The organism is Actinoplanes solisilvae, assembly GCF_003999975.1.
GTDB classification, from domain to species: domain Bacteria; phylum Actinomycetota; class Actinomycetes; order Mycobacteriales; family Micromonosporaceae; genus Actinoplanes; species Actinoplanes solisilvae.
In genome coordinates this window covers 50,544-74,859 of sequence record NZ_RJAC01000020.1, presented here as the reverse complement: position 1 = coordinate 74,859, position 24,316 = coordinate 50,544, and the positions used below count along the sequence as shown (strand labels likewise).

Genomic DNA, 24,316 nt, shown 5'->3' with positions numbered 1-24,316 from the left:
CAGGTACGGCGGGCGCGGTCAAGAAGGATCCCCAGACATGGTCGAGCCGAAGCTCAGTTGACGGTCCGGCACCCGACCGGATCGGCAGCGGGCGCGGACTCGGAAACCTGAGCGGACGGCGTGCTTGTGGGCGCGACGGGCGGGGCCGACGCGACCTTGGAGCCCGTGCCGTTGGCAGTGCGGCCGACGGTCGGGCTGCCGGCTCCGGCACTCGGCCGGACCGACGACGGTGCCGACGGCGACGAGGCCGGCGCCAGGGTCGACGTGTTGCAGGCCGGCTTGAGGTTCGGGTTCGTCGGCACGTCTTCGGTGAGCTCGGCGATCATGCGCTGGGCGTCCGGCCGGTCTTCGGCGTGGATGCCCTGCTTGACCCGCTCCTGCGCGACGACGGTGAGGTCGTCGAGACGGTTGGGACTGGTCTCGTTGACGCTGGAGAGGTCGAGGCCGGCGATCTGGCCGGGCACACCGCGGAAGATCGCGAGCTCGCCCGCCTCGGTGGCGCCGACGTAATACTGCTTCTGCGTGTATTGGTAGCCCAGCCACAGGCCGCCGCCGAGCACACCGAGCAGCACCAGCACGAGCAGGGTCGCCCGCACCGGGTGGCCCTTGGGCCGCGGCTCCTCGTAGTTGTCGTTCTCGGGCTGCGGCTGCGGCGCGCGCGGCGCCTGCAACGCGGAAGCCCGGGCCGCGGGGGTCGAACTGTCGGCGACCGTGTTGTTGCCGCGGTCGAGCGAGGCAGCCCCGCCCACGACCGGCGACTGCTCGACGATGTCGGCGTCCGTCGCGTCGGCGATGACGACGGTGATGTTGTCGGGCCCGCCGCCACGCAACGCGAGCTGTACGAGCCGCTCGACGCAGGCCTGCGGGTCGGCGATCTCGCGCATCGTCTGGCCGATGGTGTCGGCACTGACGACGCCGGAGAGGCCGTCGCTGCAGATCAGGTAGCGGTCGCCCTTCAGCACCTGGCGGACGCTGTATTCAGGGTCGATGTCGCGGCCGTCGAGCGCCCGGGTGAGCAACGAGCGCTGCGGGTGGCTGCTCGCCTCCTCGGGACTGACGCGGCCCTCGTCGACCAGCATCTGAACGTAGGTGTCGTCCTTGGTGATCTGGGCGAACTCACCCCCGCGCAGCAGATAGGCCCGGCTGTCACCGATGTGCACCATGCCGAACTTGCTGCCCGAGAAGAGCACCGCGGTCAGCGTGGTGCCCATGCCCTCGAGCTGCGGATTGGCGTCGACGGTGTCACGCAGGTGCTGGTTGGCCGTGCCGACGGCATGACGCAACGCGTCGACCAGGGCGTCACCAGGGACGTCCTCGTCGAGCGGCGCCATCGCGGCGATGACGATATTGGACGCGACGTCACCAGCGGCCATGCCGCCCATGCCATCGGCGACGGCAAGAAGCCGCGGCCCGGCATAGACGGAGTCCTGGTTGAGGTCTCGGATCAGACCGCGGTCGCTCTGAGCGGCATAGCGCAGGGTCAGGGTCATGGCCGTAACTCGAGAGAAGTGCGTCCGATCCGGATCGGGACGCCAAGGGGGACGGGAGTAGGTCCGGAGACCTTACCGCGGTCGAGATAGGTCCCGTTCGTCGAGCCGAGATCCTCGACGAACCACTGGCCGTCCCGCGGAACGAGCCGCGCGTGCCGAGCCGAGGCGAAGTCGTCGGTGATGACGAGCGTCGAATCCTCGGCGCGACCGATAGTGATCGGTGCTTCACCCAAGGTGATGCGGGTGCCGGCCAACTGGCCGGCGGTGACCACGACCTGCCTTGCCGCCTTACCGCGTTTGGCCTTGGCCGGCCGGTCCGCGGGAACCGCACCACCCACCCCCCGAGGGCTGGCGACGATGCTCTTGGACCGGACCCCAGCGAAGAGATCCCGGCGGATCACCCCGACGACTGTGAAGACGAAGATCCACAGCAGGATGAGGAAGCCGAACCGGGCGACGGTGAGGACGAATTCGGGCAAGGTGACTAGCCGTCCACTCGGAACGTGAGGGTGGTCGTGCCCAACTGGATCATGTCGCCCGGGTTGAGCGCCACTGCCGACACGCGCTGGCCGTTGACCATCGTGCCGTTCGTGGAGCCCAGGTCGGTCAGGACGACCTGATTTCCGTCGTAGTCGAGCCGGGCGTGCCGGCGCGAGATGCCGACGTCGGGCAGGCGCAGGTTGGCCTGATCGCCCCGGCCGATCACGGTCGAGCCCATCTGCAACGGGTAGGTGCGCCCGTCGCCCGAGATGAGGCCCACACCACCGCGGCCGTTCATGCCGCCGCCGCCACCGTGCTGCTGGTAACCACCCTGCTGCTCGTAGGGCGGGTACTGCGGGCCGGCGTCGTAGGCCGGTTGCTGCACCGGGGCGACCTCGCCACCGGTGTAGACCTCGGCCGTCACGCGGAACATGCCCGTGTCGAGCCCGTCACCGCGCTCGATCTCGACGATCACGTCGCCGTAGACCGTCCACGCCTGCTCCCCGATGAACTCGGCCTGCGACTGCGCAAGTTCCTGCGCGAGCGCGGCGGCGTAGGGCGCCAGCCGGCTGTGGTCGTAGGGCGAGAGGTCAATCACGTAGCGATTCGGCACGAGAGTGCGGCCACCCGCGAGGATGGCCTTGTGTGCCTCAGCCTCCCGCTGCATGGCATTAAGAATCTCCACCGGGTGCACAACACCCTTGAACACCTTGGCGAAGGCCCCCTCGACAAGGCCTTCCAATCGCTTCTCAAAGCGCTGCAGCACGCTCACCGGCTCCTCCTCGGCTTCCGAGGACATGATGGTATCCGGCCGCCGCTTGCGCATCTGTTGCTCAAGAGCGACCGGCACTTCTGACCCTCGTATGACACCCGTCGACGCCGTGATAGTGTTCCCTGGCGTCGAGGGCGATATCAACTCGCTTGGTGACGTGCGACAGCGTAGTCTGTCGCAGCCGGTAACAAAAAGGCAGGTCTACGGGCCGGTCTCATATGCCACGGGGATGTGGCGGAATGGCAGACGCGCACGGTTCAGGTCCGTGTGTCCGAAAGGACGTGGGGGTTCAACTCCCCCCATCCCCACGAGGCGCTGGGCGCCGAGTGTTCGCTGAGAAGCGCGAACCTCGGCGCCTCGTCATATCTGCTCAGGGGGCCGAGCCCCCTGAAACCCCACGGTGTCGTGGTCGCGTGCTGCGGGATTTCTCACCCTTTGTTGGATTGCCCGACTTCGTCGGGATTTTGACCCGACTTGGTTGCTGAGCGTTACAAGTCACGGTGTGGTTGCAACACCTCCGGTGGGCCTCAGTCACCCATGCTGTGGGGTGAGTTACTCCGGGGTCGTTATGCTCGGCGGCGGTAAAGGGCTTGGGACCTAGTCAGAGGTGGATCCGTGACGAACGCGGGCAAGCGCAGTGTGCTCGGGGTGTTGGTTGACATCACTAACTACGCCGATGCCACGTCCCGGATCATGGAAGCGGCTCGGGAGCGGCGGCCCTTCGCGGTTACCGCGCTGGCTGTGCACGGGGTCATGACCGGGGTGCAGGACAGGGCGCACGGTGCTCGGCTGAACTCCTTCGACCTTGTCACGCCGGACGGGCAGCCGGTTCGGTGGGCACTGAACTCGGTGCACCACGCGGGGCTCACCGACCGCGTGTACGGGCCGACGCTGACGTTGAAGGTCGTGGAGCAGGCCGCGGCCGAGGGACTACCTGTTTATCTGTACGGGTCCACGCAGCCCACTCTCGACCGGCTGGTGCCGGCGCTGGAAGAGATGTTCCCGGCGCTGAAGATCGCGGGGGTCGAGGCGTCGAAGTTCCGGGCGTCGCAGCCGGGCGAGCCGGAAGAAATCGCCGAGCGGATCAAAGCGTCCGGCGCGCGTGTCGTCCTGGTCGGGCTCGGGTGCCCGCGGCAAGAGATCTTCACGTACGCGATGCGTCCGCTTCTTGACATGCCGTTGCTCGCGGTCGGCGCGGCGTTCGACTACCACGCCGGTCTGTTGAAGAACCCGCCCGCCTGGATGCAGAAGTACGCACTCGAGTGGCTCTGGCGCCTGGGGCTCGAGCCGAAGCGGCTGTGGAAGCGATACGTCCTGCTCAACCCCGCTTACCTGAGCCGGCTCGCGGCGCAGAAGAGCGGACTGTGGAAGGCGAACCCGCCCGCTCCGGCCACCTCACCGGTGACTTCGTTCGCGGTCTGACGGGCCCCCTCAAACGGGTCAGGGTAATTAACCACACCTCCCTTACGGGGCTCGTGGGGTGATAACCCGGTTTCGCCCGAGCGCGCACGGGTGAACGCTGAACGATGTGAACATCGTCGCGGACCTCATCCTCACCGGCGCCCTCGTCGTCGTCTGGCTCACGGCCGGGCTGCTGGCCGACGCGCTGCCGTCGGCCCGTTCGGCGATGGAGCTGCGCCGCCGGGCGGTCCGCCTGACCGCGCTGGTCGTCGGGGGTGCGCTGGTGTTCGTCGCCGTTCCCGTGGTGACCGCGCTGCTGCCGGGTGAGTCGGCGGCTCCGGCCGCGGCTCTCGCGCCGGCCGTTCCGGCCCTGGTCGTGCTCACCGTCGGCCTGCGCCGCATGGCGCAGGTGCGGCGCGGGGCGGGCGCCTTTGCTACCGCCCCTCAGACCCCGGTGCCGCCGGCCCTGCGCGCGGCCGCCGCCCACCCGATGATCCTGGTTCCGTTGCAGGTCACCGGTTTGGCCACGCTGGTCAGCCTGCCGATCGCGGGTGGCCTGGTAAGGGTGCCGGGCGCCGATCTGGCCGGTATCGCGATCACCGTGGTCGGCGTGGCCGTCCTCGCGATCGGGGTGCGCGCCGGCATCCGGCACAGCCGGCTCAGCCTGCTCGCTCTGGCTCCGATCGGCCGCAATCGTCTGCGCGCGCCGGTCGACTCGCGATAGGCGTCAGTTCTTTCTGGCTTCCTGCACATAGAGCAGCTCGAGAATCGAGCGGGCCGCCTCGAACCATCGGTCGAGCCAGTCCGATGTGGGCAGCGTGCCACGGGCGGGCAGCTCGAGCAGCAGGCCACGCAGCAGCGGGTGGTCGGCCATCGACTGCGACGAGCCGGCTTCGGGCCAGTCAGTCGACGAGAAGACCGGCTCGGTCAGTCCCTGCATGTCGAGCGAGGGCAGCTTGGCCGCCCGGTCGAGCGGGCTGATCGGCTCGATGCTGCTGTGCGAGCGGCCCGGCGACCGGGTGGGCAGGCCCGACGAGCTGCCCCGCGACACCAGTTCGCCGTCCTCGGCCAGTGCGGCCTCACGCCGGTTCTGCCGGTAGGCGCTGACTCCGCCGCTGAACCGGTCCTGCGCCGTCGCGGAGCCGTTGCTGAGGTTTTCCGAACCAATCGTCATCTGTATGCCTTGCCCTCGCTCGGGTGATTGACCCGCCGGTGTGCACGGTCCGGGCCGCGCTTTTGGCGTTCAACGACGCGAGCGTGGAAATGACTACGGCCGGCTCTCCCGCACCGAGGTGGGAGGGCCGGCCGCACGGCGACGTCAACGGTGGTTCAGAGGTCGAACTCGCCGTCCTTGGCTCCGCCGACGAACGCGTCCCACTCGGCGGCGGTGAAGATCAGTGCGGGCCCTTGCGGGTTCTTGGAGTCGCGCACCGCGATCGCCTCGTCGACGAACGCCACCTCGACGCAGTTGTCGGAGTTCGGCCCGCTGCGAGCGCTCTTGAACCACTGTGCCCGGCTCAGATCGACTCGGAGACCCTTCGCTTCGATTTCCACAATGGCTCCTCTGCCAGCATTTGGATCATCTCGATGGACTCCTCCGGGGGGAGGGCCGTCGTCCGGATGGTTTCGAAGATGGAGATGTACTTGCCGAGCTCCTCGACTTTCTCGAGGAACAGGCCACCGGTCGCGTTTTCCGTGAACACCACGTCGGCATCACCCTCCTCCTCGAACTCGAGAATGGCGAACGTGCCGTCCATCCCGGCGTGCGCGCCCGCCGCGAAGGGCAAGATCTGCAACGTGACGTTCGGCAACCGGGCCGTCGTGATCAATCTGGCTAATTGATCTCGCATGACCTCGTCGCCGCCGACCGGCCGGCTCACTACCGCCTCATCGAGCACCACCCAAAGATCGAACGGATCGTCCTGAATCAATAACGACTGCCGTTCCATCCGGACGCGCACTCGCCGCTCAATTTCCTGATCGGTGTCCCCCGGTCGGGCGGCCCTAATCATCGCAATTGCGTACGATTCGCTCTGGAGTAAACCGGGGATGACCTGCGATTCGTAGGTCCGGACGGACCTCGCCGCAGCCTCCAGCCCCACATAGGCCCCGGTCAAAACGGTCGAAAAGGGATGCCACCATCCCTTTTGCCTGGCCTCTCGGGCAATTTGGACGAGCTCCTGATTGATCTCAGCGTCTACGCCGTAAATGTCCAACATGGCCGAGACATCGCCGGGGCTCGCACTCGTATGGCCCGTCTCAATACGGGATACTTTGGACGTTGAGCAGCCGAGACGGTCCGCCACCATGTCGATCGTGACCCGGGCCGCTTCCCGATGCCGGCGCAGCTCGACTCCGAGTCGACGACGGCGAATGGTGGGACTGCGATGCTGATTCACAGCCTCCAGTCTCCTGTCGATCATTTAACGATTCAAGTTGACCGACGCCTACCAACCGGTAATCACGAAGGGCTGACATGCAACTTGCATCGACCGCACTCGTGGTGCAATCTTTCGGTATGGCCCACGTCACTACGCCCCAACGGGTGAAGTGACCGAAGGCCGCTCAACGCACAGATATGCCACCGTTTACGGGGTACTGATCTTTGGCCCGTCCGGAGTGTACTGATCCACTTCGGAGCGGCCATCGGATCGGTGACGGTGACGTTCCGCAACGCTTTTGATGATTGGCATCATCAGAGGCTTGCACAGAAGTTTATGCCGGGCACACTTGATGCTTTCGTGTCAAGGTTCGTCCCGCGACGAAGTTTCAGGGCAGGAGATGACGTGCTACCTCGGTCCGGTGATGTTCTCCACGTGACGAAGGCGGCGAGCGTCCAATTCGCAGCGCCGATGCTGTTCCGTGTCATCCGGGTCCACGACTGGCCGACGTACGAGGGCTGGATCTGGCTCGACGGATACGAACTGAACGCCTCGGGCGACGCGGTCGAGCGCCGATCGATCTTCGTTCAGATCAGTGGCCTGCGCGCCGTCGGCAAGGCGCCCGACCCCAGGGCGCGCAACGGCCGGCAGCCAGGCGTGGCCAGCGGCTCGGTCCAGGCCCGCGCGGTCCGCACCAACCGCTGACCGGCTAGTTCTGGCCGTCCCCGGCATCGTCGGTGGGCGGGGGCGGCGGGGTCGTGGCCTCGGCCGCGATCACGAGCGTGATCGTCGTGTCCGGTGGCACCTCCTGCCCCTCCACCGGGTCACTGTCGATCACTGTGCCGGGAGGCACGTCGGGTGCCTGCCGGTAGATCAGCCGGTAGTTCAGCCCGGTCGAGCGCAACGCCACCTGCGCGTCAGCCAACGACAATCCCCGCAGCGCCGGAATCTGCACCTCGGTTGCCGTCGGTGACGGCGTCGTTGCCGAGGGCGTCGTCGGCGACGGGCTGGGCGAGGCCGAAGTCGACGTCGGCGATGAACTGGGCGAGGCCGAAGTAGTCGGGGCCGAGCTGGGCGTCGTCGAGGTGGTGGCCACCGGAGCCGGGGTCCGGTCGTCCTCGGTGTCCCGCACGAGCAGCCAGATCGCCCAGCCGAGCACCGCCAGCAGCAGCAACGCGATGATGCCGACGACGATCGGCATCCACCAGCGGTCGCGCTGACGAGGAGGGCCAGCCGGCCACTCAGCCTCGGGATAGCCGCCGGTCGGCTGCGGCGGGCGCACCTCGGCCCGCCCCGACCAGGCGGGATTGCCCCGGCTCGGCGCCCAGTCGTCGTCGTCGACCGGCGGGATCACCGCGGTGGAACCGAGCCGGTCCTGCACCACCGTCGCATCGTCGACGACGGGCGGCACCACGCGGGTCTCGTCGCCCTGACCCGGCAGTGTGTCGTCGTCGCCGGCCGCAGGAACGCCGTCGACCTGCGTCGCATCGAGGTCGGAGGAGGAACGAACCGCGTCCACATCGGGCGGCACGTCGCCGACCTGAGTGGCGTCCGGGTCGTCGGGCCCCGGGGTCTTCTTTCGAGGCTCCCCGGGCGCGTCGTCGCCGGACGAGAAGCGTCGCGTCTCGTCGCTCTCGTCGGACATCGCCACTCCTCCGGCTCGCTCACCCGCGGGGATCAACGTATCGAATCTTGCCGGACCGGATCGAACTCCGCCGGACAAACACACCAGGTGGCTACGGGTGAAACGGACACAGGTACCGCAACCGACCGATTCGCAGGCATCGGTGGGTGCCGCTACAGTGCGGCGCATGGCCGAGAAGGGCTGGACCGCACGGATCGCCACGGCGGCGGGTGTCGCCGCGGGAACGGGAGCGGCGCAATTGGGCCTGGGCTACGGCCTGGGCGTGGTCGTCTGGCCGGTGACACCGGCCTCCGACGACAGTGCCTGGCTGGGCAGCCTCGGCTGGGCAACATGGATCACCGCGAGCGCCACAGTGTTCGGCGCGGTCCTCGGCAGCCGCTACCGGGGTGGGCCGGGTCCCCGAACGAGTGGATCCTGGCGCTTCGCCCTGGCCGCCTGCGCCGCGGTCGGCTCCCTGGTGACGGTCGCGCTCATCGCGTTGCCGGCCCGTTCAGCCGTACGGTTCGACACCTTCACGCCGCAGGTGATCGCGGGCGGCTACGCGGCCGTCGGCCTGCTGCTCGGCCTGATCATGGCCTTCTGGGCGGTGTCGTCGCGGCCGGTCGCGGCCAACCTGATGGCCACCGGCGTCTGGCTGTGGGCCCTCGCGATCGCCGGCATCGTGGTCGAACTGGCCCTCCACCGTGACTCGGCCACCTATCTGACGAGTTGGCAGTTCACCGAGGTGGCCAACAGCGGTCGCTACGGCGCGATCTTCTGGCCGAGTGCGCTGCTCACGCTGGGTGCGGCTGTCCTGATCGGAGTGCTGGCCGCCGCGCCCGCCGCCCGTCGAGGCGACTTCGGCACCGGTGCCGCCACCTCGGGCGTGGCCGGGCCGATGCTGGTCGCCATCGCGTTCCTGGCCCTGGCCCCGCGCCTGACCGGAACCCTCGGCCCGATCGAGTCGGCCTACCTGATCGCCCCCTACGCGATCCTGGCCGGCCTCGCCGGTTCCGCGGTCACCATCGCCGCCGGCCGTGCCCTGGCCGCCCGCCGCCCCGGCGCCGTCCTGACCTCGGTCCGCCTCAACACCATGACCACGAGTACGCCGCCCGCCCGCCCGGTTCCCGACATCCCCGCGGCCGCCCCCGCCCTGCCCAGCGCCGGCTCTCCTCAGCCACCTCAGCGAGCCAAGGCCGCTGCTCCCGCCGAGCCACCCCGTCCGTCCAAAGCCTCCGCTCCCGCCGAGCCACCCCGCCAGGCCAAGGCCACGCCTCCCGCCGAGCCACCCCGCCAGGCCAGGGCCGCCGTCACAGCCGAGCCACCCCGCCAGGCCAGGGACGCCGTCACAGCCGAGCCGTCCGAATCGCCGCGGCCCAACCCCGCAGCCGCTGAGCCGGAGTCGGTGGCTGAGCCCAACGCCACAAAGCGCAGGCTGTTCGGCCGTTCCAAGGTCCCCGCACAAACACACGCTGAGGAAACGACGCCGCCCCGGCCTGCTCCGGCGCCGGTTGTCGACGCCGAGATCGCGGCCGCGGCTCGACCTCGCCGCCCCCGGCCCAAAAAGGACACACCGGCGCCCACCCCACCGAAGTCAACCGTGACCCCGCCTCCCACCGCCCCGACCGTCGCGCAGATCAACCCCAAACCCTCCGCCTCGAAGTGAGACGACTCCGAGGTAAGGGGTCGGCTCGTCGGCGCAATGCGGCTGTCAGGTAGGCCAGGTGTGGACCGGCTCGTTGGTGCGATGCAGCTCTGAATAGCGCAGCAGCATCTCGCGCAGCGCCTCGCCCCGCGATCGGCCTCGGCTCTCGGCCTGCCGCACGGCCTCGGTCTGCCACGTTGCCCCGTTGCGGCCCAGGCGACAGCGGTTGTCGACGATGCCCAGCAGGCGGTCGCGCAGACCCGGTTCGACACCGTAGCGATCCAAACCGGCGTACGCCTTGGGCAGCAGGACCGATCGCACCAGCTCGGCCACCGGGAGCTCGCCGTGCCCGGGCCAGAACATCGTCGCCTCGATGCCCTCGACCGCACCGGTGTGGAAGTTGTCGCGGGCGACGGCGAACGGCAACCGGGACCAGACCGGGCGCTCCTCCTCGGCGAGCTGGCGCACCAGGCCGAAATAGAAGGCCGCGTTGGCCAGCAGGTCGATCACGGTCGGGCCGGACGGCAGTACCCGGTTCTCGACGCGCAGGTGGGGCCGGCCGTCCATCACGTCGTAGACCGGCCGGTTCCAGCGATAGACCGTGCCGTTGTGCAGACGCAGCTCACTCAACCTCGGCACCCGGCCCGAGCGCAGAACCTCGGCCGGGTCCTCGTCGGTGAGGATCGGGAGCAGCGGCGGGAAGAACCGGACGTTCTCCTCGAAGAGGTCGAAGACCGAGGTGATCCAGTTCTCGCCGAACCACACGCGGGGGCGTACGCCCTGGGCCTTGAGCTCTTCGGGACGGGTGTCGGTGGCCTGTTGGAAAAGCGCGATGCGCGTCTCGGCCCACAGGCGGCGGCCGTGCAGGAACGGCGAGTTGGCCCCGACCGCCACCTGGACGCCGGCGATCGCCTGGGACGCGTTCCAGAAGCGGTCGAACCGGTCAGGCGGCACCTGAAGGTGGAACTGGACGCTCGTGCACGCCGCCTCGGGCACGATCGTGTCGCTGGCGCTGCGGAGCCGCTCGACGCCGCGGATGTCGAGGTCGAACTGCTCGCCGCGGGCACCGGCCATCGAGTCGTTGAGCAGGCGATAGCGGTCGCTGGCGCTGAGATTTTCGAGCACCAGGTCGTCGGGGGACAGCGTCGGCAGCATGCCGATCAGCACGAGACCGCAGTCGGCCTTGGCCGCTCGCTCGGCCGCCCGGCCCAGACTTTCGAGCAGGTCACGCTCGTAGTCACCGAAGCCGTGGCCGGCGATCGACCGGGGGGCCGCGTTGAGCTCGACGTTGAACCGGCCCAGTTCGGTCTGGAACGCCGGGTCGCCCAGCAGGGCCAGCACCTCGGCGTTGCGCATCGCGGGCCGGCCGTTCGCGTCGATCAGGTTGAGCTCGATCTCGAGGCCGGTCATGCCGTCGCGGCTGACAAAGGCACCGTTGTCGAGCATCTCGGCCAGGACGTCTAGGCACTGCCGCACCTTCCGGCGATGGACGACACGATCTTCGGGGGCGAACTCGTTGCCCACTTACCCTCCCGAGCCGGGGACGTGGATCACCACTGCGTGAGCGACTGCTTGCGCTCGGTCTACCTTGCCACCCCCGGCCGAGGTCGCGCCACACGACAACGAGCCGCCGCCCGGGCATCCGGACGGCGGCTCGACTGTGGACCGTGAAGATCAGGCGCGGCGTACGCCCTCGCCCTCGATCTCAATCTTGATCTTGCGGCTGACCATGACGCCGCCGCTCTCGAGGGCCATGTTCCAGGTCAGGCCCCACTCCTCGCGGTCGATCTCGGCGGTCGCGCTGAAGCCGAAGACGCCCTGGCCGGAGGGGCTGCTGCCGGCGCCCTCGAACTCGACGACCAGCTCGACCGGCTTGGTGATGTCCTTGATCGTGAGCTCACCGTCGAGGACGAACTCGCCGCCCGCGTGGCTCTTGATGCCGGTGCTGCGGTAGGTCATGACCGGGTACTTCTCGGCCTCGAAGAAGTCGCCGCTGCGCAGGTGGTTGTCGCGGTCGACCTGGCCGGTGGTGATGCTCGCGGTGTTGATCGTCGCGGTGACCGAGGACTGCAGCGGGTCCTCGCCGATGGTGATCGTGGCCGAGGCGTCCGCGAACTGCCCGCGGACCTTGCTGACCATGAGGTGTCGCGCCACAAAGCCGACCCGCTTGTGCGCGGCATCCAGGTCGTACGTGCCGGCGGCCGGGATCTGCAGACCCTCGAACGCACGGGTGTTGGCGACGGACTCGGTCATGACTGTTCCTTCTCTCAAGCACGGGCGGTCGGTGTTTGTCTGACGGAACAACAATATGCCAAGCAACATTCCCGCTGTCAAGGGACGTGTACGATGGAGTCGTGAGTACGGATCTCGATGACCCCCGTTTCACCGCGTTCGGCCTGTTCGCCGAGGCGTTCACGGGGCTGACCAATCGCTTCAACGCCCAATTCGAGGAGCACCGGCTCTCCGGCGTCGAGTTCGAGGTGCTCATGCGCCTCGCCCGCTCGCCCGGCCGTCGGCTGCGCATGACCGACCTGGCCGCTCAGACCTCGCTGTCCACCAGCGGCGTCACCCGTGTCGTCGACCGCATGGACCGGGACGGCCTGGTGCGCCGCGAGGCCTGCGCCAGCGACCGTCGCAGCTCGTTCGCCGTGATCACCGACGAGGGCGTGGGCCGCCTCGACGAGGTTCTTCCCGGCCACCTCGAACTGCTCCAGCAGTGGTTCATCGGCCAGCTCACCCCTGAGCAGCTCGACGACATGCTCGCGTCGCTGCGCAAGATCCGCGACGCGGTCAACCCGTGCGCGACCGCGGGCATGGACGCCGAGGAGCAGCCTGCGGCTTGATCCGTTGGGCACCCGGCGAAGTCGCCACGAAACGGTCGGTGACGGACTGACCGCAGGTTATGCGGGCAACCGGCAGAAGTACCGGCAGAACCGGTCGACTCACGGCCTCAAACGGACAAATCTCTCGGGTTGGCCGGTCGCCCGCGGCTACTGTGATCCACGCAGGGGGATGCGGCGCGACCGAGGCGACAGCGGGGCTTGACGGGGGAGCTTCGTTCTCGCCGCGTAACTGGCGGGCGTTGCGACGGTCGGCGCGTGGGGGGCACGCAACGCCGACCGTCCGCGCCCGACCAGCCCCTCTCAGCCGCCAGTCACTTGAAACAGGGCTGGCTCAGGCTCCCAGCACCTCGGCGACAGTCCGGGGCCCGAGGCGTTCGACCTCTCGGGGCAGCAGCATGATGCCGCTCGAACGGCACATCTCGCCCAGCCGCCGAATCGCCACACTCTTCTCGTCGCCGTCCGGCGTGCTCACGATCAACCCGACGAGCGCCTCCACCACATCCCGCGGATCATGAGTCCCGTCGTACGCCTCGGCGGCCCGCGCGAAGTTGTCGGCCGCCCGCTTGGGTTCCCCACGCTGCAATGCGATCGCCCCTTCGACCACAGCGCCCGGCCCGTCCTGCACGCTGTCCCCGGCGGGCCCCGACGCCGACCCCAGCTGCACGAGCACCGCGGCCGCCTCGTCGACCCGCCCCAACTCGGCCAGCGCCAGCCCCAGTGTCGCCAGCAACCGTCGACGGTGCCCGGGATCCCCCAGCTCGTTCAGCTCGATCATCGCGCCGCGGGCCAACCGCTCGGCCTCCTCAAGCCGTCCGTCGAGCCGCGCCACCTCGGCCAGATTCGCCTGGGCCAGCGCCTTGAGCCGCTGTTCCCCGCACCGCCCGGCCAGCCGATCGACCGCCGCCAGCCGAAGGCGCGCCGCGTCCAGATCGCCCTGCCGGATCTCGTGCCAGACCAGGTTGTTCTCGGCCACCGCCAGGTCGCGGTCGTGCCCGCCGCGCTGGGCCAGCAGCAGCGCCTCCTCGCCGTGCCCCCGCGCCCGGTCGAACTCGCCCGTGCTCATCCATAGGGCCGCCAGCTGTGCATGCGCCGTGAGCTGGCCGGCGATGTCGTCCAGCCGCACGAAGTCGGCCAGCGCCTCGGTGGTCGACTCGAGTTCCTCCGCGCCGGCGCCGTGCTCGCGGGCGAGCTGGGCCAGGCCGATGCGTGCCCAGGCCCGGGTGGCCGGGTCGGCGTCGGCGGTGCGCGGGTCGTCGAGCAGCCGTCGCAGCCACTGACGACCGGTCACGTCCCTCCCGCGGAACCGCCACCAGCGTGGCAGGGCCGCCGCCAGACGCAGCGCGGTGTGCGGATCGTCGCCCGCCGCGTAGGCCAGCGCCGTCCCGAAGTCGCCGGCCACGTCGTCGAGCCGTCCTGCGGCCTCGGGCAGGTGGGTGCCGGCCAGATCGGGCCAGATGTGCTGGGCCAGGTCGGCGAGCACCCGCGCGTGCCGTCGCCGGCTCTCGGTCAGCTCCCCTTCGGCGGCCGCGCGCTCGGCGGCGTAGTCGCGCACCACGTCGAGCAGCCGGAACCGGAAGGGTCGGCTGCCGCGCACGCTGAGCAGGCCGAGTTCGAGAAGGCGGTCGAGCAGGTGCACGACGTCGGTGCGCGGGTCGTCGATGAGCTGCTCGGCCAGGTCGATCGACCAGCGGTAGCGGAACATGCCCAGTCGTCGCAGGGCGCGCTGCTCCTGCGGGTTGAGCAGCCGATAGCTGGCCGCCACGGCGTCACGCAGCGAGACCAGCGGGTCGCGGGAGCCCGGCCGGTCGAGATCGAGCACGCGGTTGCCGTACCGGTCCAGGATCTCGGGGATGGTGAGCACGCGGCCCCGGGCCGCCGCCAGTTCGATCGCGAGCGGCAGGCCGCCGAGCCGGCGCACCAGCGTGGCCAGGGCCGCGACCTCGTCGGGCTCCGGCTCGGTGTGGCGCACGCGGCCGAGGCGTTCCAGAAAAAGAGCCACAGCCGGGTACGCCACCACGTCCGCAAGGGTGTTCGCGGTGTCGGGCGGCGGCGCGGTGAGCGGTGCCAACGGCCACACCCGTTCGACGCTGAGCCCGACCGGATGACGACCGGTGGCGAGGAACCGCAGCGTCGGCAGTCGTTCAAGCAGCCGGGCCAGCATCTCGGCGGTCGCGTCCGGCGATCGTTCGACGGCGTCGACGAAGACCAGGGCAGCCCGGTCGCCGAAGCGGCCCGGCAGATCATCGGGACGGCCCACGCCGAACTCGGCGGCAACGCTGCCGAGCAACTCGCCGACCGTGCAGTTGTCGGTGACCACGATGCCGGCGACACCGCCCGGATATGCGACGGCCGCCCGGTGGGCGGCCGTGATGGCAAGGCTGGTCTTGCCGACACCGGCGAGTCCCACCAGGGTTATGCCGCGCGGCCCGTCGGGCGTGGTGATCTGGGCCGTCATCTCGGCGAGGTCGTCGTCGCGGCCGATCAGGTCGCCGGTCGGCAGCACGCGCTGGAAACCGGTGGGCGGGAGCCGGTCCTCGGTGGACTGTCCACGAGCCGCGGCGAGGAAGGCCTCGCGCTCGGCGGTGATCAGGCCGAGCGCGTTGGCCAGCAGCTCGATCGTGGTGCGCTGGGGGCGGGACGCCCGGCCGCGCTCGAGGTCGCGAACCGTGCGTACGCCGACGCCGGCCCGGGTGGCCAGTTCTTCCTGGGTCAGCTTGGCGCGCAGCCGCTGCCGTCGCAGCACGACGTCGAACCCGGATCTACCCTGGTCCGGCGCGTTTACTTCCCCCATGACAACGAACTTAGGGTGCCTTTACCAACCCGGCGAGCAGAGATCCGCCCTTGTCGGAAAGCGGACCGAAATCCTGCTCGCAAAAGCCGCTAAAGCCCCAGGCCGCGGGCGATGAGCATGCGCTGCACCTCCGAGGTGCCCTCGCCGATCTCCAGGATCTTGGCGTCGCGGTAGAAGCGGCCGACCGCCGACTCGTTCATGAAGCCGTAGCCGCCGTGAACCTGGGTCGCCCAGCGGCTGTTCTCCATTGCCGCGTTGCTGGCGTTGAGCTTGGCGATCGCCGCGTACCGCTTGAAGTCGTCGCCGGCCAGCATGCGCGCTGCCGCGTCGTAGTAGCCCAGCCGAGCCGTGTGCGCCCGCAGCTCCATGTCGGCGATCATGAACTGGATGGCCTGGTAGTCGCGGATCGGCCGGCCGAACGCCTCACGCTGCTGCGCGTAACGCACCGACTCGTCGACGCAGCCCTGGGCGAGACCGACCGACAGCGCGGCGATCGCGATGCGGCCCTCGTCGAGGATCTGCAGGAACTGAGCGAAGCCGCGGCCGCGCTGGCCCAACAGGTTCGCGGCCGGGACCCGTACGTCATCGAAGGAGAGCTCGTGGGTATCCGAGGCGCACCAGCCGACCTTGGAGTAGCCCGGCGCCACGGTGAAGCCCGGGGTCCCCGACGGCACGATGATCGTGGACAGCTCCTTGGACCCGTCGTCGTTCACGCCGGTGACCGCCATGACCGTGACCAGGCACGTGATGTCAGTGCCGGAGTTGGTGATGAAGGCCTTCGTCCCGTTGATGACCCACTCGTCGGTCGCCTCGTCGTAGACCGCGCGAGTGGTCGTGGCGCCCGCGTCGGAGCCGGTGCCGGGCTCGGTGAGACCGAAGCCGGCCAGGGCCTCGCCGGCCGTGAGACGAGGAAGCCACTGCTCCTTCTGCGCGGCGTTGCCGAAGCGGTAAATCGGCATGATGCCCAGCGAGACGCCCGCCTCGAGCGTCACCGCCACCGAACTGTCCACCCTGGCCAATTCTTCCAGCGCGATGCAGAGGGCGAAGTAGTCGCCGCCCATGCCGCCGAACTCCTCGCTGACGGGCAGGCCGAAGAGCCCCATCTTGCCCATCTGACGAATGACGTCGTACGGGAAGGTCTTGTGCTCGTAGTGCTCGGCGATCACCGGCGCGACCTGCTCACGAGCGAAGTCGCGGACGGTGGCGCGCAGGGCCTCCTGCTCCTCGTCGAGCCGGAAGTTCACCATGAGAGTGCTCCTGTCAGACGGGCGTGACGCCGTGGCGGCGACGGGCGAACCCGCGCTCCTTGCCTCGGGCGGCGTGGTAGCGGCGGATGAGTTCGTCGCGCAGGTCGCCGGGTTCGACGACGGTGTCCACGACCAGCTCGCTGGCCAGTCGCATGATGTCGATGTCCTGCTCGTATTCCGCGCGGCGCTCGGCGACGAAGGCGGCGCGCTCCTCCTCGGTGGCGAGGGCGGCGATCTTGTTGGCGTAGACCGCGTTCACCGCGGCCTCGGCGCCCATTACCGCGATCTTGGCGGTGGGCAGCGCGATCGTGGCCTCGGGCTCGAAGCCGGGCCCGGCCATGGCATAGAGACCGGCACCGTACGCCTTCCGGACGACCACGCAGATCTTGGGCACCGTGGCCTCCGAGATCGCGGTGATCATCTTGGCGCCGTGCCGGATGATGCCCTGCTTCTCGACCGCCGAGCCGACCATGAAGCCGGGCACGTCACAGAGGAACAGCAGCGGCACGTTGAAGGCGTCGCAGAGCTGCACGAAGCGGGAAGCCTTGTCGGCCGAGTCGGGGAAGAGCACCCCGCCCTTGAACATCGAGTTGTTGGCGACGATGCCCAGCACCTCGCCGTTCAGGCGGGCGAACCCGATCGTCAGCTCCTTCGCCCACAGCGCCTGGATCTCGAAGAACGAACCCTCGTCGACCAGGCCCTTGACGTAGCGCCGCATGTCGAAGGCCTGGCGCTCGCTGACCGGAACCAGCGCGCCCAGATCGGCCCCCGTCGAGGCCTTCGCCTCCACGGCGGGTGGCTTGCCCTCCCAGTTCGAGGGGAGATAGGAGAGGTACGACCGGACGGTGTCGAGCGCGTCCTGCTCGGTCTTGCAGAGAAAGTGGCCGACGCCGGACTCGGCACAGTGCACCCGCGCGCCGCCCATCGCCTCGAGCGTCGTCTTTTCTCCGGTGACCATCTCGACCATGCGGTCGGAGCCGAGATACATGCTCGCGTTGCCGTCGACCATCGCGACGATGTCGCAGAAGGCCGGGATGTACGCCCCACCGGCCGCCGACGGGCCGAAGAGCGCGCACGCCTGCGGGATCGCGCCGGACGCCTTGACCTGCGTGTGGAAGATCTTGCCGGCGCCACGGCGGCCCGGGAAGAGGTCGACCTGGTCGGTGATGCGGGCGCCGGCCGAGTCGACCAGGTAGATCATCGGTACGCCGTACTGCACGGCCCGCTCGATGATGCGGATGATCTTTTCGACCGTACGGGCGCCCCAGGAGCCCGCCTTGACCGTCGAGTCGTTCGCCATCAGGCAGACCTCACGGCCGTCGACCCGGGCGATCCCGGTGATCACACCATCGGCGGGCAGTCCGTCAGCCAGGCTGTTGGCATAGAGCCCGTCCTCGACGAAGGTGCCCTCGTCGACCAGCAGCGCGATCCGTTCGCGGGCGAAGAGCTTGCCCTTCGCGGCGTTGGCGGCGTGGTAGCGCTCGGCGCCACCGGCCAGCACCCGCTTGCGGACCTGCGCAAGCGCCTCGTCGTCGAGCACGGTGAGCCTCCCGGATACCTTAACGCTCGTTCAAGCTTAACGACCGTTAGGGTATCCCATCGGGCAATCGGCAGCAACGAACGACGAACGGGAGCCCCCGCCCGCTGGCGGAGACTCCCGTTCGTTTCACTGCTGCCGATGCCGTGGAGGGGCACCGGTTACTGCTCGACGCCTCCTGGCGCCGTTCGGGTCGCGCCCGGGACCGGCGCGACCCGGCCTTGTCACTGTCCCCCGCGGTGCGGCGAGCTTCAGCGCAGCGTGTTGAGCAGGCCCAGGCTGCCGACGCCGCTGACGGTCTCGGTCAGGTCCGAGATCGGGGACGCCTCTTCGGTCGCGTCGTCGCGGCCGCCGTCGGCGCCGCTGTCCGAGCCGACCGCGTCCGGCTCGACGTCGGTGGGCTGGCCGTAGTCCTTCTGGCCGCGCACGTCGCCGTCGTTCTTGTCGTCGTCGTCTTTGGTGTTGCCGTTGCCCTTGCTGCCACCGTTGCCCTTGTAGGCGTCGTCGTCGTCCACGTCACCGTGGTCGCCGTCCCAGTCGTCGCCGTCCCAGTCGTCGCCGCCGAAGTCGCCGTCGTGACCCGGGCGGCCGTGGCCGTGCCCGTCACGGTCGCGGTCGCGGTCCCGGTCGAAACCGAAGCCACGGCCGTCACGGTCGCCGTTCGCGCAGGCCGCGGCCGACTGGGCCGCACCGAGCACGCCGAGCGAGTTGCCGCAGACGTTGATCGGAACGTTGATCGGCACAGCGAGCTGGCTGCCGTTGAGCAGACCGAAGTTCTGGCCCGAGACCTGGCTGACGTCGTCGTCACGAGTCGACTCGTTGACGGCGACCGCGCGGCTGCTGGCCACACCGAGCACCGAGGCCGAGTTGCCGGCCAGGTTCACCGGCAGGCTGATCGGCGCGAGGAGCTGGGTGCCGTTCAGGGCGCCGAAGTTCTGGCCGCTCACCTGCGAGTCACCGCGACGGTGGCCGACGCTCTCCTGCTTGCGGGCGAACCGGTGGCTCCGGTGGCTGTGCAGGTCGTTCGAGCAGACCGCGTTGGCGTAGCTGGCGCCGAGGATGGCGAGCGAGTTGCCGCAGGCGTTGATCGGGACGTCGATCGGCGCGTAGATCTGCGTGCCGTTGCCGAGGCCGAAGTTCTGGCCCGACAGCTGGGTCGGCCCTTCGTTCCAGTCGTGGCCGCCCTGCTTGCCGCTCTCGGTGCGGTTGACACCGGTGCCCGACGCGCTGGCGACACCCGCCACCGACGCGGCGTTGCCGACGATGTTCACCGGCACGGTGACCGGCAGGTACGCCTGGGTGCCGTTCAGCAGGCCGAAGTTCTGCCCGCTGACCTGGGTCGGCCCGTTGCCGCCACGACGGCCGTTCTCCTCGATGTGGTTGACCCCGACGCCGCGGGCGTCGGCGACACCGAGGATGCCGAGCGAGTTGCCGACGACGTTGACCGGAACCTTCACCGGAACGGCGATCTGGGTGCCGTTGAGGAAGCCGTAGTTGCCGCCGGTGGTCTGGCGGACGTCGGCGTTGGCCGCGCCCGGGGCGAACAGCAGCGCGCCGGCGGCCAGGACGCCCACGCTCAGAGTCTTGCGAACCCAAGTCTTCATGAGAAAAGAAATGCCTTTCAAGAATGTTCTCGGCAGTGGTATTGCGTATTCGGTTTTGGAATGGTGTTTCTGGGCGCAGCGGTGCCCTGGCTCGTTTCTTTCTGCCCTGACCCCGCCTGTCGACGTGCGCCCGTACGGCGCTTCGGTGCGGTGCGTGTGATTCAGGCGTCAGCGATTCGCCGCTTGTTCGCAAGCGGTTCGGGAATCGGACCGGAACGCGGCACCGAAGCCGGTGCGGCGTCAATCACTAGTCAGGTGAGACGGTCGGTGCCTCGGCGTCATGTCGCCGGGCCTCGACATCGGCCGCGATCAACCGCACGTGGCGAGCCATCGTGCTGTTCGCGATCGCAACCGGAAGGAAGGCCGTGGAGCCACCTTCCGTCGGAGTCCCCGACCCGCTGGTCGGAGCGCCGCTGACATCCCCGAGGTGCAGCCGCAGAGGAGCGGCAGGTGCGTCACCGCCGGGCGTGCTGTCCTCCCGTTCCGTCGCCGGCCCCGCGGTCACCGCGTACGCGGTGCGGTGCCGGTGGACGGATGCTGCGGAGGAGGCCTTGCCGTGCTCGACCGCGACGACCGTGTGGTGGTCGACGGCCGGGGCCGGCGGGGCCTTGGTGATCGGCTCGGGTGCTCGCTCCGTCCGCTCCTGAGAAAGTGGAGCCTTCCGCTCCTGGGGGAGAGGAGCCGGCTCGTCCGCCGCGAGCTGCGGCGATGCGTCGGCCGGAGGCAGGGAGTCGACGACCTTTCCCCTTGCGGGGGTGAGCCGCTGGTCGGGCGCCGGTCCGCCGGCAGGGCGGAGTGGGACGGCGACCTCCCCCAGGACCGCGTCGACACCGGCGAGGGTGTCCACAGTGGTCCCGGTCGGGTCGTGCGCGACATCGTCGATCGTCGCCGCCGGGCGGGTCAGAACCCGCTGGGGGACGTCGAGAATGTCGGCCACGACGTTGCGTTCGTGGTGTGCCGGCCGGGTATTCTCCAGCGGCTGGGCGGCCGCCTTCAGGAGTCCGATGACCGGCGAGGTGACGTCGTCGCCCACGACGGAGCCGAGCAACGAGCCGTCCGGCCCGTCGACCCGGTCCGCTGCCTGGGCGGCGGTCCCGGTGAGCAGCCAGGCCGCACCGGTCAGGCCCCCGACGACGAGAACGCGCAGACCCCACCGCATCGCGACGCTTCGCGTGCGGCGCTCCGATCGCCGCTCCGCCCCCTGGATGTGAGGCGGCAAGGGCGTGGAGGCGCCGGCGGGCGGCAACGGCGACGGGTACGCCGTGCGCAGCGTGCGCTCGACCCCCGATCCCGTCATGATCCGCCCCTCTTCGTGTCGGCTGAACCGGTGGCGTTTCGCCAAATCGACGACATCGGCCACTCGATATTGGTAACGAGACGACGGGAGAGCGGTCACGCGAACAAATAAGAAAAATGATCGCGGGCCGGTGGGCTGAAAATCACACAGATCTGGTACGCGGCCCGGCGCGCAAAACACCCGACGGAAGTGTGCGACCGAGCATCTTCTCGGCCATCTCGGCGGTGCTGATCAGGCGGTCCAGATCAATTCCGGTGTCGATTCCCATGTCGTGCAGCATGTGAACGACCTCCTCGGTCGCCACGTTGCCCGAGGCGCCGGGCGCGTAGGGGCACCCGCCGATCCCGCCCGCGCTCGCGTCGAACTCGGTGATCCCGAGCTCGAGCGCGGTCAGGATGTTGGCCAGACCCGTACCCCTGGTGTTGTGGAAGTGCAGCAGGTCGGGGCGTACGGCGGACAGCAGGTCACGCACCCGGCGGGGAGTGGCCATGCCGGTCGTGTCGCCGAAGGCGATGCGGTCCGCCCCGTCGGCGCGGACGCGGGCCACGATCGCCGCCACCCGATCCGGGTCGATATCGCCCTCGAACGGGCAGCCGAAGCTGGTCGCGACGATCACCTCGACCGTCGCGCCGGCCTCGTGAATCAGCGGGATGAGTGACGCGATGTCGTCGAGCGACTCGTCGGTCGACCGGTTCAGGTTGCGGCGGTTGTGCGTGTCCGAAGCGGACACCACGACCTCGATCTCGCGGAAGCCGGCGGCCAGCGCCCGCTGCGCGCCCCGGGTGTTCGGGATCAGCGCCGAATAGCGGACGTCGGGATGCCGGTCGACCCGCGCCCATACCTCGTCGGCGTCGGCCATCTGCGGGATGGCCTTCGGGTGGACGAAGGAGACCGCCTCGATGCGCCGCACGCCGGTCTCGCTCAGCGCGTCGATCAGGCGCACCTTCGCGTCGGTCGGGATCGGCTCCTCGTTCTGCAGGCCGTCGCGGGGGGCGACCTCACGAATGCTTACGTTCATCGTTTCGTCACCTCATCCGCGAGACGATGCCGGTGTCGTAGTCGCCGGAGAGGAACTCGTCGTTCTCGAGCAGCTCGGCGAAGAACGGCAGGTTGTTCTTGGGGCCGGCGATCGCGAACCCGGCGACCGCCGTGCGGGCCTTGGCGATCGCGTCGGCCCGGTCGGCGCCGAAAACGATCAGCTTGGCCATCAGGGAGTCGTAAGACATGCCGACCGTGGTGCCCTCGGCGTAGCCGGAGTCGACCCGCACACCCTCGCCGGTCGGCTCGACCCAGGTGGTGACCTTGCCGGGGCCGGGGAGGAAGCGTTTCGGGTCTTCGGCGTTGACACGCAGCTCGATGGCGTGGCCGCTGGTCGTCAGGGGAATGTCGACGTCGAGCCCGGAGGCGATGCGCAGCTGCTGCTCGACCAGGTCGATGCCGTGGATCAGCTCGGTGATCGGGTGCTCGACCTGCAGGCGCGTGTTCATTTCGAGGAAGAAGAACTCGCCGGTGGCCGGGTCGAGCAGGCATTCGACCGTGCCGGCGTTGCGATAGCCGACCGCCTCGCCGGCTTTCACCGCGGCGGCCAGGAAGCGTTGGCGCAACTCGGGGGAGACAGCCGGACTGGGCGCCTCTTCGACGAGCTTCTGATTGCGGCGCTGCACCGAGCACTCGCGCTCGGATAGGGCGAGCACCCGGCCGTCGGCCAGGCCCAGAATCTGCACCTCGACGTGGCGGACCCGGGGGAAGTAGCGCTCGAGCAGCACCGAACCGTCGCCGAACATGCGCTCGGCGAACGCGCGAACCTTTTCGAACTCGGCGCGCAGGGCGGTCTCGTCGGCCGCGACGGCCATGCCCATGCCACCACCACCGGCGGCCGCCTTGACCATCACCGGGTAGCCGACCCCGGAGGCGGCGGCGATCGCCTCGTCGACGGTGGCGACCGGCTGCTCGGTTCCCGGGGCGACCGGAACCCCGGCGGCGGCCATCAGATTGCGGGCGTTGATCTTGTCGCCCATCGCGGTGATCGCCTCGGGGCTCGGACCGACCCAGATCAGGCCGTTGGCCTCGACCTGCCGGGCGAAGTCGGCGTTCTCGCTGAGGAAGCCGTAGCCGGGGTGGATGGCCTGGGCACCGGTGGACTTGGCGGCGGCCAGGATCGCCTCGGTGTTGCGGTAGCTCTGGGCCGGGTCGGCCGGGCCGACGCAGACGGCCTCGTCGGCCTCGAGGACGAACGGCATGTGCTCGTCGGCGTCGGAGTGCACGGCGATCGTGCGGATGCCGAGCCGTTTCGCCGTCCGGATGATCCGGCGGGCGATCTCGCCCCGGTTGGCGATGAGCAGCGAGTCGATCATCGTTGACCTTCTCTTCGTGTCGGCCGCCCGATCGGGGCGGTCACTGTTGGCGCGCCCGGGGGTGTGGGCGCTCGGTGTCACAAAACGGCTCGGTGTTGCAGAACGGCTCGGTGTTACAGAACGGCTCGGTGTTGCAGCGGTTCGGTGCCGCTGCGCCACGGTGTCACAGAAGCAGCTCGCGTTTCGGAGCGGCTCGGTCTTGCGGCGGCTCGGTGTTTCCGGTGGGGCTCAGTGGCCGGTCAAGGCGTGCACGGTGGCCTCGCGCAGCAGGGCGGCACGACGGCGACGATCGACCTCACCGCCGAGGAACGGGGTCGAGTTCATCAGGCCGAACGCCGAGTGGGCGAGCACCCGCGCCTCGGCCGCGTCGAGCTCGGGCCGCAGCGTGGCCAGCACGGTGACCCACTCTTCGACATAGAGCCGTTGGAGCCGGCGGATCTGACGGCGCGGCTCTTCGGGCAGGCGGTCGAGCTCGTGCAGGTGCAGCGCGATGACGGCCGGGTTGGCCAGCGCGAACTCGACGTGGAAATCGATCAGGTCGGCGAGCGCGGCGCTGGCGTCGCCGGGGTGCAGGGCGACGCGGGCCTTGCCGCCGTGCAGAAGGCTCTCGCTCACCGGGATCAGAGCGGCCACCAGCATCGCCTCTTTGCCGGCGAAGTGGTGGTAGAGCGCGGGGCCGGTCACCCCCGCGGCGGTGCCGATGTCGTCCATCGAGACGCCGTGATAGCCACGAGCCGCGAAGAGACCGACCGCGATCTCGAGGATCTCGTCGCGACGGGACCGCCGCCGGGGCGCGGGCGGCCCCGAGCGCTGCTGCTGATCAACCGTAGTCACGACGCCACTTTAACCC

At 69.4% G+C, this 24,316-nt stretch carries 22 protein-coding genes and 1 tRNA gene; 6 read left to right on the top strand and 17 right to left on the bottom strand.

Going from position 1 to position 24,316, the window contains the following annotated elements:
• Positions 1–53: 53 nt before the first annotated feature.
• The 3 genes from EER30_RS35410 to EER30_RS35400 are packed head-to-tail and all read right to left on the bottom strand — an operon-like array spanning position 54 to position 2,769.
• Positions 54–1,490 carry a PP2C family protein-serine/threonine phosphatase gene (locus tag EER30_RS35410; RefSeq protein ID WP_127505229.1) on the bottom strand — a complete coding sequence of 479 codons (1,437 nt, stop codon included), beginning with the start codon at positions 1,488–1,490 and terminating at the stop codon, positions 54–56.
• Entirely contained in the window at positions 1,487–1,969 is a 483-nt protein-coding gene (locus EER30_RS35405; RefSeq protein ID WP_127505227.1) for an FHA domain-containing protein FhaB/FipA, read from the bottom strand. The genes EER30_RS35410 and EER30_RS35405 overlap by 4 nt, the downstream gene beginning before the upstream one ends.
• A 5-nt stretch (positions 1,970–1,974) precedes the next feature.
• Positions 1,975–2,769, bottom strand: coding sequence for an FHA domain-containing protein (locus EER30_RS35400; protein ID WP_127505396.1), 795 nt, complete (start codon positions 2,767–2,769; stop codon positions 1,975–1,977).
• A 198-nt stretch (positions 2,770–2,967) separates the two neighbouring features.
• On the opposite strand from EER30_RS35400, the gene EER30_RS35395 reads away from it, so the two are divergent.
• The 3 genes from EER30_RS35395 to EER30_RS35385 all read left to right on the top strand — a co-directional run bounded on the left by EER30_RS35395 (position 2,968) and on the right by EER30_RS35385 (position 4,867).
• A tRNA-Leu gene (locus tag EER30_RS35395) sits at positions 2,968–3,050 on the top strand.
• A gap of 307 nt (positions 3,051–3,357) precedes the next feature.
• Entirely contained in the window at positions 3,358–4,164 is an 807-nt protein-coding gene (locus tag EER30_RS35390; RefSeq protein ID WP_127505225.1) for a WecB/TagA/CpsF family glycosyltransferase, read from the top strand.
• Between the two features lie 106 nt (positions 4,165–4,270).
• On the top strand, positions 4,271–4,867 hold the full coding sequence (locus tag EER30_RS35385) for a hypothetical protein (protein WP_240670497.1): 597 nt from the start codon (positions 4,271–4,273) through the stop codon (positions 4,865–4,867).
• Positions 4,868–4,870: 3 nt separating this feature from the next.
• On the opposite strand, the gene EER30_RS35380 is transcribed toward EER30_RS35385, so the two are convergent.
• The 3 genes from EER30_RS35380 to EER30_RS35370 all read right to left on the bottom strand — a co-directional run bounded on the left by EER30_RS35380 (position 4,871) and on the right by EER30_RS35370 (position 6,542).
• A complete protein-coding gene (locus EER30_RS35380) occupies positions 4,871–5,317 on the bottom strand; it encodes a hypothetical protein (RefSeq protein ID WP_127505221.1) in 447 nt (148 codons plus the stop codon).
• Positions 5,318–5,472: 155 nt separating this feature from the next.
• Positions 5,473–5,691 (bottom strand): DUF397 domain-containing protein, encoded by a 219-nt coding sequence (locus tag EER30_RS35375; RefSeq protein ID WP_432417586.1) that lies wholly within the window; start codon positions 5,689–5,691, stop codon positions 5,473–5,475.
• Positions 5,661–6,542, bottom strand: a complete 882-nt coding sequence (locus EER30_RS35370) for a helix-turn-helix domain-containing protein (protein ID WP_127505394.1) — start codon at positions 6,540–6,542, stop codon at positions 5,661–5,663. The genes EER30_RS35375 and EER30_RS35370 overlap by 31 nt, the downstream gene beginning before the upstream one ends.
• A gap of 387 nt (positions 6,543–6,929) precedes the next feature.
• Between EER30_RS35370 and EER30_RS35365 the strand changes: the two genes are divergently transcribed.
• Complete coding sequence (locus EER30_RS35365) at positions 6,930–7,229, top strand: hypothetical protein (RefSeq protein WP_127505217.1); 300 nt, start codon at positions 6,930–6,932, stop codon at positions 7,227–7,229.
• Positions 7,230–7,233: 4 nt separating this feature from the next.
• Here the strand turns inward: EER30_RS35365 and EER30_RS35360 are convergent, their stop codons facing one another.
• Positions 7,234–8,169: a PASTA domain-containing protein gene (locus EER30_RS35360; RefSeq protein WP_164842595.1), complete on the bottom strand. Its 936-nt coding sequence runs from the start codon at positions 8,167–8,169 to the stop codon at positions 7,234–7,236.
• Between the two features lie 166 nt (positions 8,170–8,335).
• Here EER30_RS35360 and EER30_RS35355 point away from each other — a divergent pair, with 166 nt between their 5' ends.
• Positions 8,336–9,814, top strand: a complete 1,479-nt coding sequence (locus EER30_RS35355) for a Hansenula MRAKII killer toxin-resistant protein 1 (protein WP_240670496.1) — start codon at positions 8,336–8,338, stop codon at positions 9,812–9,814.
• A gap of 45 nt (positions 9,815–9,859) precedes the next feature.
• On the opposite strand, the gene EER30_RS35350 is transcribed toward EER30_RS35355, so the two are convergent.
• Together EER30_RS35350 and EER30_RS35345 are read right to left on the bottom strand one after the other, a co-directional pair.
• Positions 9,860–11,317, bottom strand: a complete 1,458-nt coding sequence (locus tag EER30_RS35350; RefSeq protein WP_240670495.1) for a glutamate-cysteine ligase family protein — start codon at positions 11,315–11,317, stop codon at positions 9,860–9,862.
• A 150-nt stretch (positions 11,318–11,467) separates the two neighbouring features.
• Entirely contained in the window at positions 11,468–12,046 is a 579-nt protein-coding gene (locus tag EER30_RS35345; protein WP_127505211.1) for a YceI family protein, read from the bottom strand.
• A gap of 101 nt (positions 12,047–12,147) precedes the next feature.
• Here EER30_RS35345 and EER30_RS35340 point away from each other — a divergent pair, with 101 nt between their 5' ends.
• On the top strand, positions 12,148–12,636 hold the full coding sequence (locus EER30_RS35340; RefSeq protein ID WP_127505209.1) for a MarR family winged helix-turn-helix transcriptional regulator: 489 nt from the start codon (positions 12,148–12,150) through the stop codon (positions 12,634–12,636).
• A gap of 331 nt (positions 12,637–12,967) precedes the next feature.
• On the opposite strand, the gene EER30_RS35335 is transcribed toward EER30_RS35340, so the two are convergent.
• The 8 genes from EER30_RS35335 to EER30_RS35300 form a co-directional block, all read right to left on the bottom strand.
• Positions 12,968–15,427: an ATP-binding protein gene (locus EER30_RS35335; protein ID WP_127505207.1), complete on the bottom strand. Its 2,460-nt coding sequence runs from the start codon at positions 15,425–15,427 to the stop codon at positions 12,968–12,970.
• An 89-nt stretch (positions 15,428–15,516) separates the two neighbouring features.
• A complete protein-coding gene (locus EER30_RS35330) occupies positions 15,517–16,671 on the bottom strand; it encodes an acyl-CoA dehydrogenase family protein (RefSeq protein ID WP_205650563.1) in 1,155 nt (384 codons plus the stop codon).
• Positions 16,672–16,687: 16 nt separating this feature from the next.
• Entirely contained in the window at positions 16,688–18,214 is a 1,527-nt protein-coding gene (locus EER30_RS35325; protein WP_127505203.1) for an acyl-CoA carboxylase subunit beta, read from the bottom strand.
• Between the two features lie 248 nt (positions 18,215–18,462).
• Positions 18,463–19,815 (bottom strand): chaplin family protein, encoded by a 1,353-nt coding sequence (locus EER30_RS35320; RefSeq protein WP_127505201.1) that lies wholly within the window; start codon positions 19,813–19,815, stop codon positions 18,463–18,465.
• A gap of 247 nt (positions 19,816–20,062) precedes the next feature.
• Complete coding sequence (locus EER30_RS35315) at positions 20,063–21,112, bottom strand: hypothetical protein (protein ID WP_127505199.1); 1,050 nt, start codon at positions 21,110–21,112, stop codon at positions 20,063–20,065.
• A 142-nt stretch (positions 21,113–21,254) separates the two neighbouring features.
• Positions 21,255–22,130 (bottom strand): hydroxymethylglutaryl-CoA lyase, encoded by an 876-nt coding sequence (locus tag EER30_RS35310; protein WP_127505197.1) that lies wholly within the window; start codon positions 22,128–22,130, stop codon positions 21,255–21,257.
• A gap of 7 nt (positions 22,131–22,137) precedes the next feature.
• Entirely contained in the window at positions 22,138–23,466 is a 1,329-nt protein-coding gene (locus tag EER30_RS35305) for an acetyl-CoA carboxylase biotin carboxylase subunit (RefSeq protein ID WP_127505195.1), read from the bottom strand.
• 228 nt (positions 23,467–23,694) lie between these two features.
• On the bottom strand, positions 23,695–24,300 hold the full coding sequence (locus EER30_RS35300) for a TetR/AcrR family transcriptional regulator (protein ID WP_127505193.1): 606 nt from the start codon (positions 24,298–24,300) through the stop codon (positions 23,695–23,697).
• Positions 24,301–24,316 lie beyond the last annotated feature (16 nt).

Excerpts from the sequence above, each read along its gene's own strand:
- EER30_RS35305 (WP_127505195.1), bottom strand. The coding sequence starts at position 23,466 with ATGATCGACTCGCTGCTCATCGCCAACCGGGGCGAGATCGCCCGCCGG.
- EER30_RS35355 (WP_240670496.1), top strand. The coding sequence starts at position 8,336 with ATGGCCGAGAAGGGCTGGACCGCACGGATCGCCACGGCGGCGGGTGTC.
- EER30_RS35380 (WP_127505221.1), bottom strand. The coding sequence starts at position 5,317 with ATGACGATTGGTTCGGAAAACCTCAGCAACGGCTCCGCGACGGCGCAG.
- EER30_RS35335 (WP_127505207.1), bottom strand. The coding sequence starts at position 15,427 with ATGGGGGAAGTAAACGCGCCGGACCAGGGTAGATCCGGGTTCGACGTC.
- EER30_RS35345 (WP_127505211.1), bottom strand. The coding sequence starts at position 12,046 with ATGACCGAGTCCGTCGCCAACACCCGTGCGTTCGAGGGTCTGCAGATC.
- EER30_RS35400 (WP_127505396.1), bottom strand. The coding sequence starts at position 2,769 with ATGTCCTCGGAAGCCGAGGAGGAGCCGGTGAGCGTGCTGCAGCGCTTT.
- EER30_RS35320 (WP_127505201.1), bottom strand. The coding sequence starts at position 19,815 with ATGAAGACTTGGGTTCGCAAGACTCTGAGCGTGGGCGTCCTGGCCGCC.
- EER30_RS35360 (WP_164842595.1), bottom strand. The coding sequence starts at position 8,169 with ATGTCCGACGAGAGCGACGAGACGCGACGCTTCTCGTCCGGCGACGAC.
- EER30_RS35310 (WP_127505197.1), bottom strand. The coding sequence starts at position 22,130 with ATGAACGTAAGCATTCGTGAGGTCGCCCCCCGCGACGGCCTGCAGAAC.
- EER30_RS35315 (WP_127505199.1), bottom strand. The coding sequence starts at position 21,112 with ATGACGGGATCGGGGGTCGAGCGCACGCTGCGCACGGCGTACCCGTCG.
- EER30_RS35410 (WP_127505229.1), bottom strand. The coding sequence starts at position 1,490 with ATGACCCTGACCCTGCGCTATGCCGCTCAGAGCGACCGCGGTCTGATC.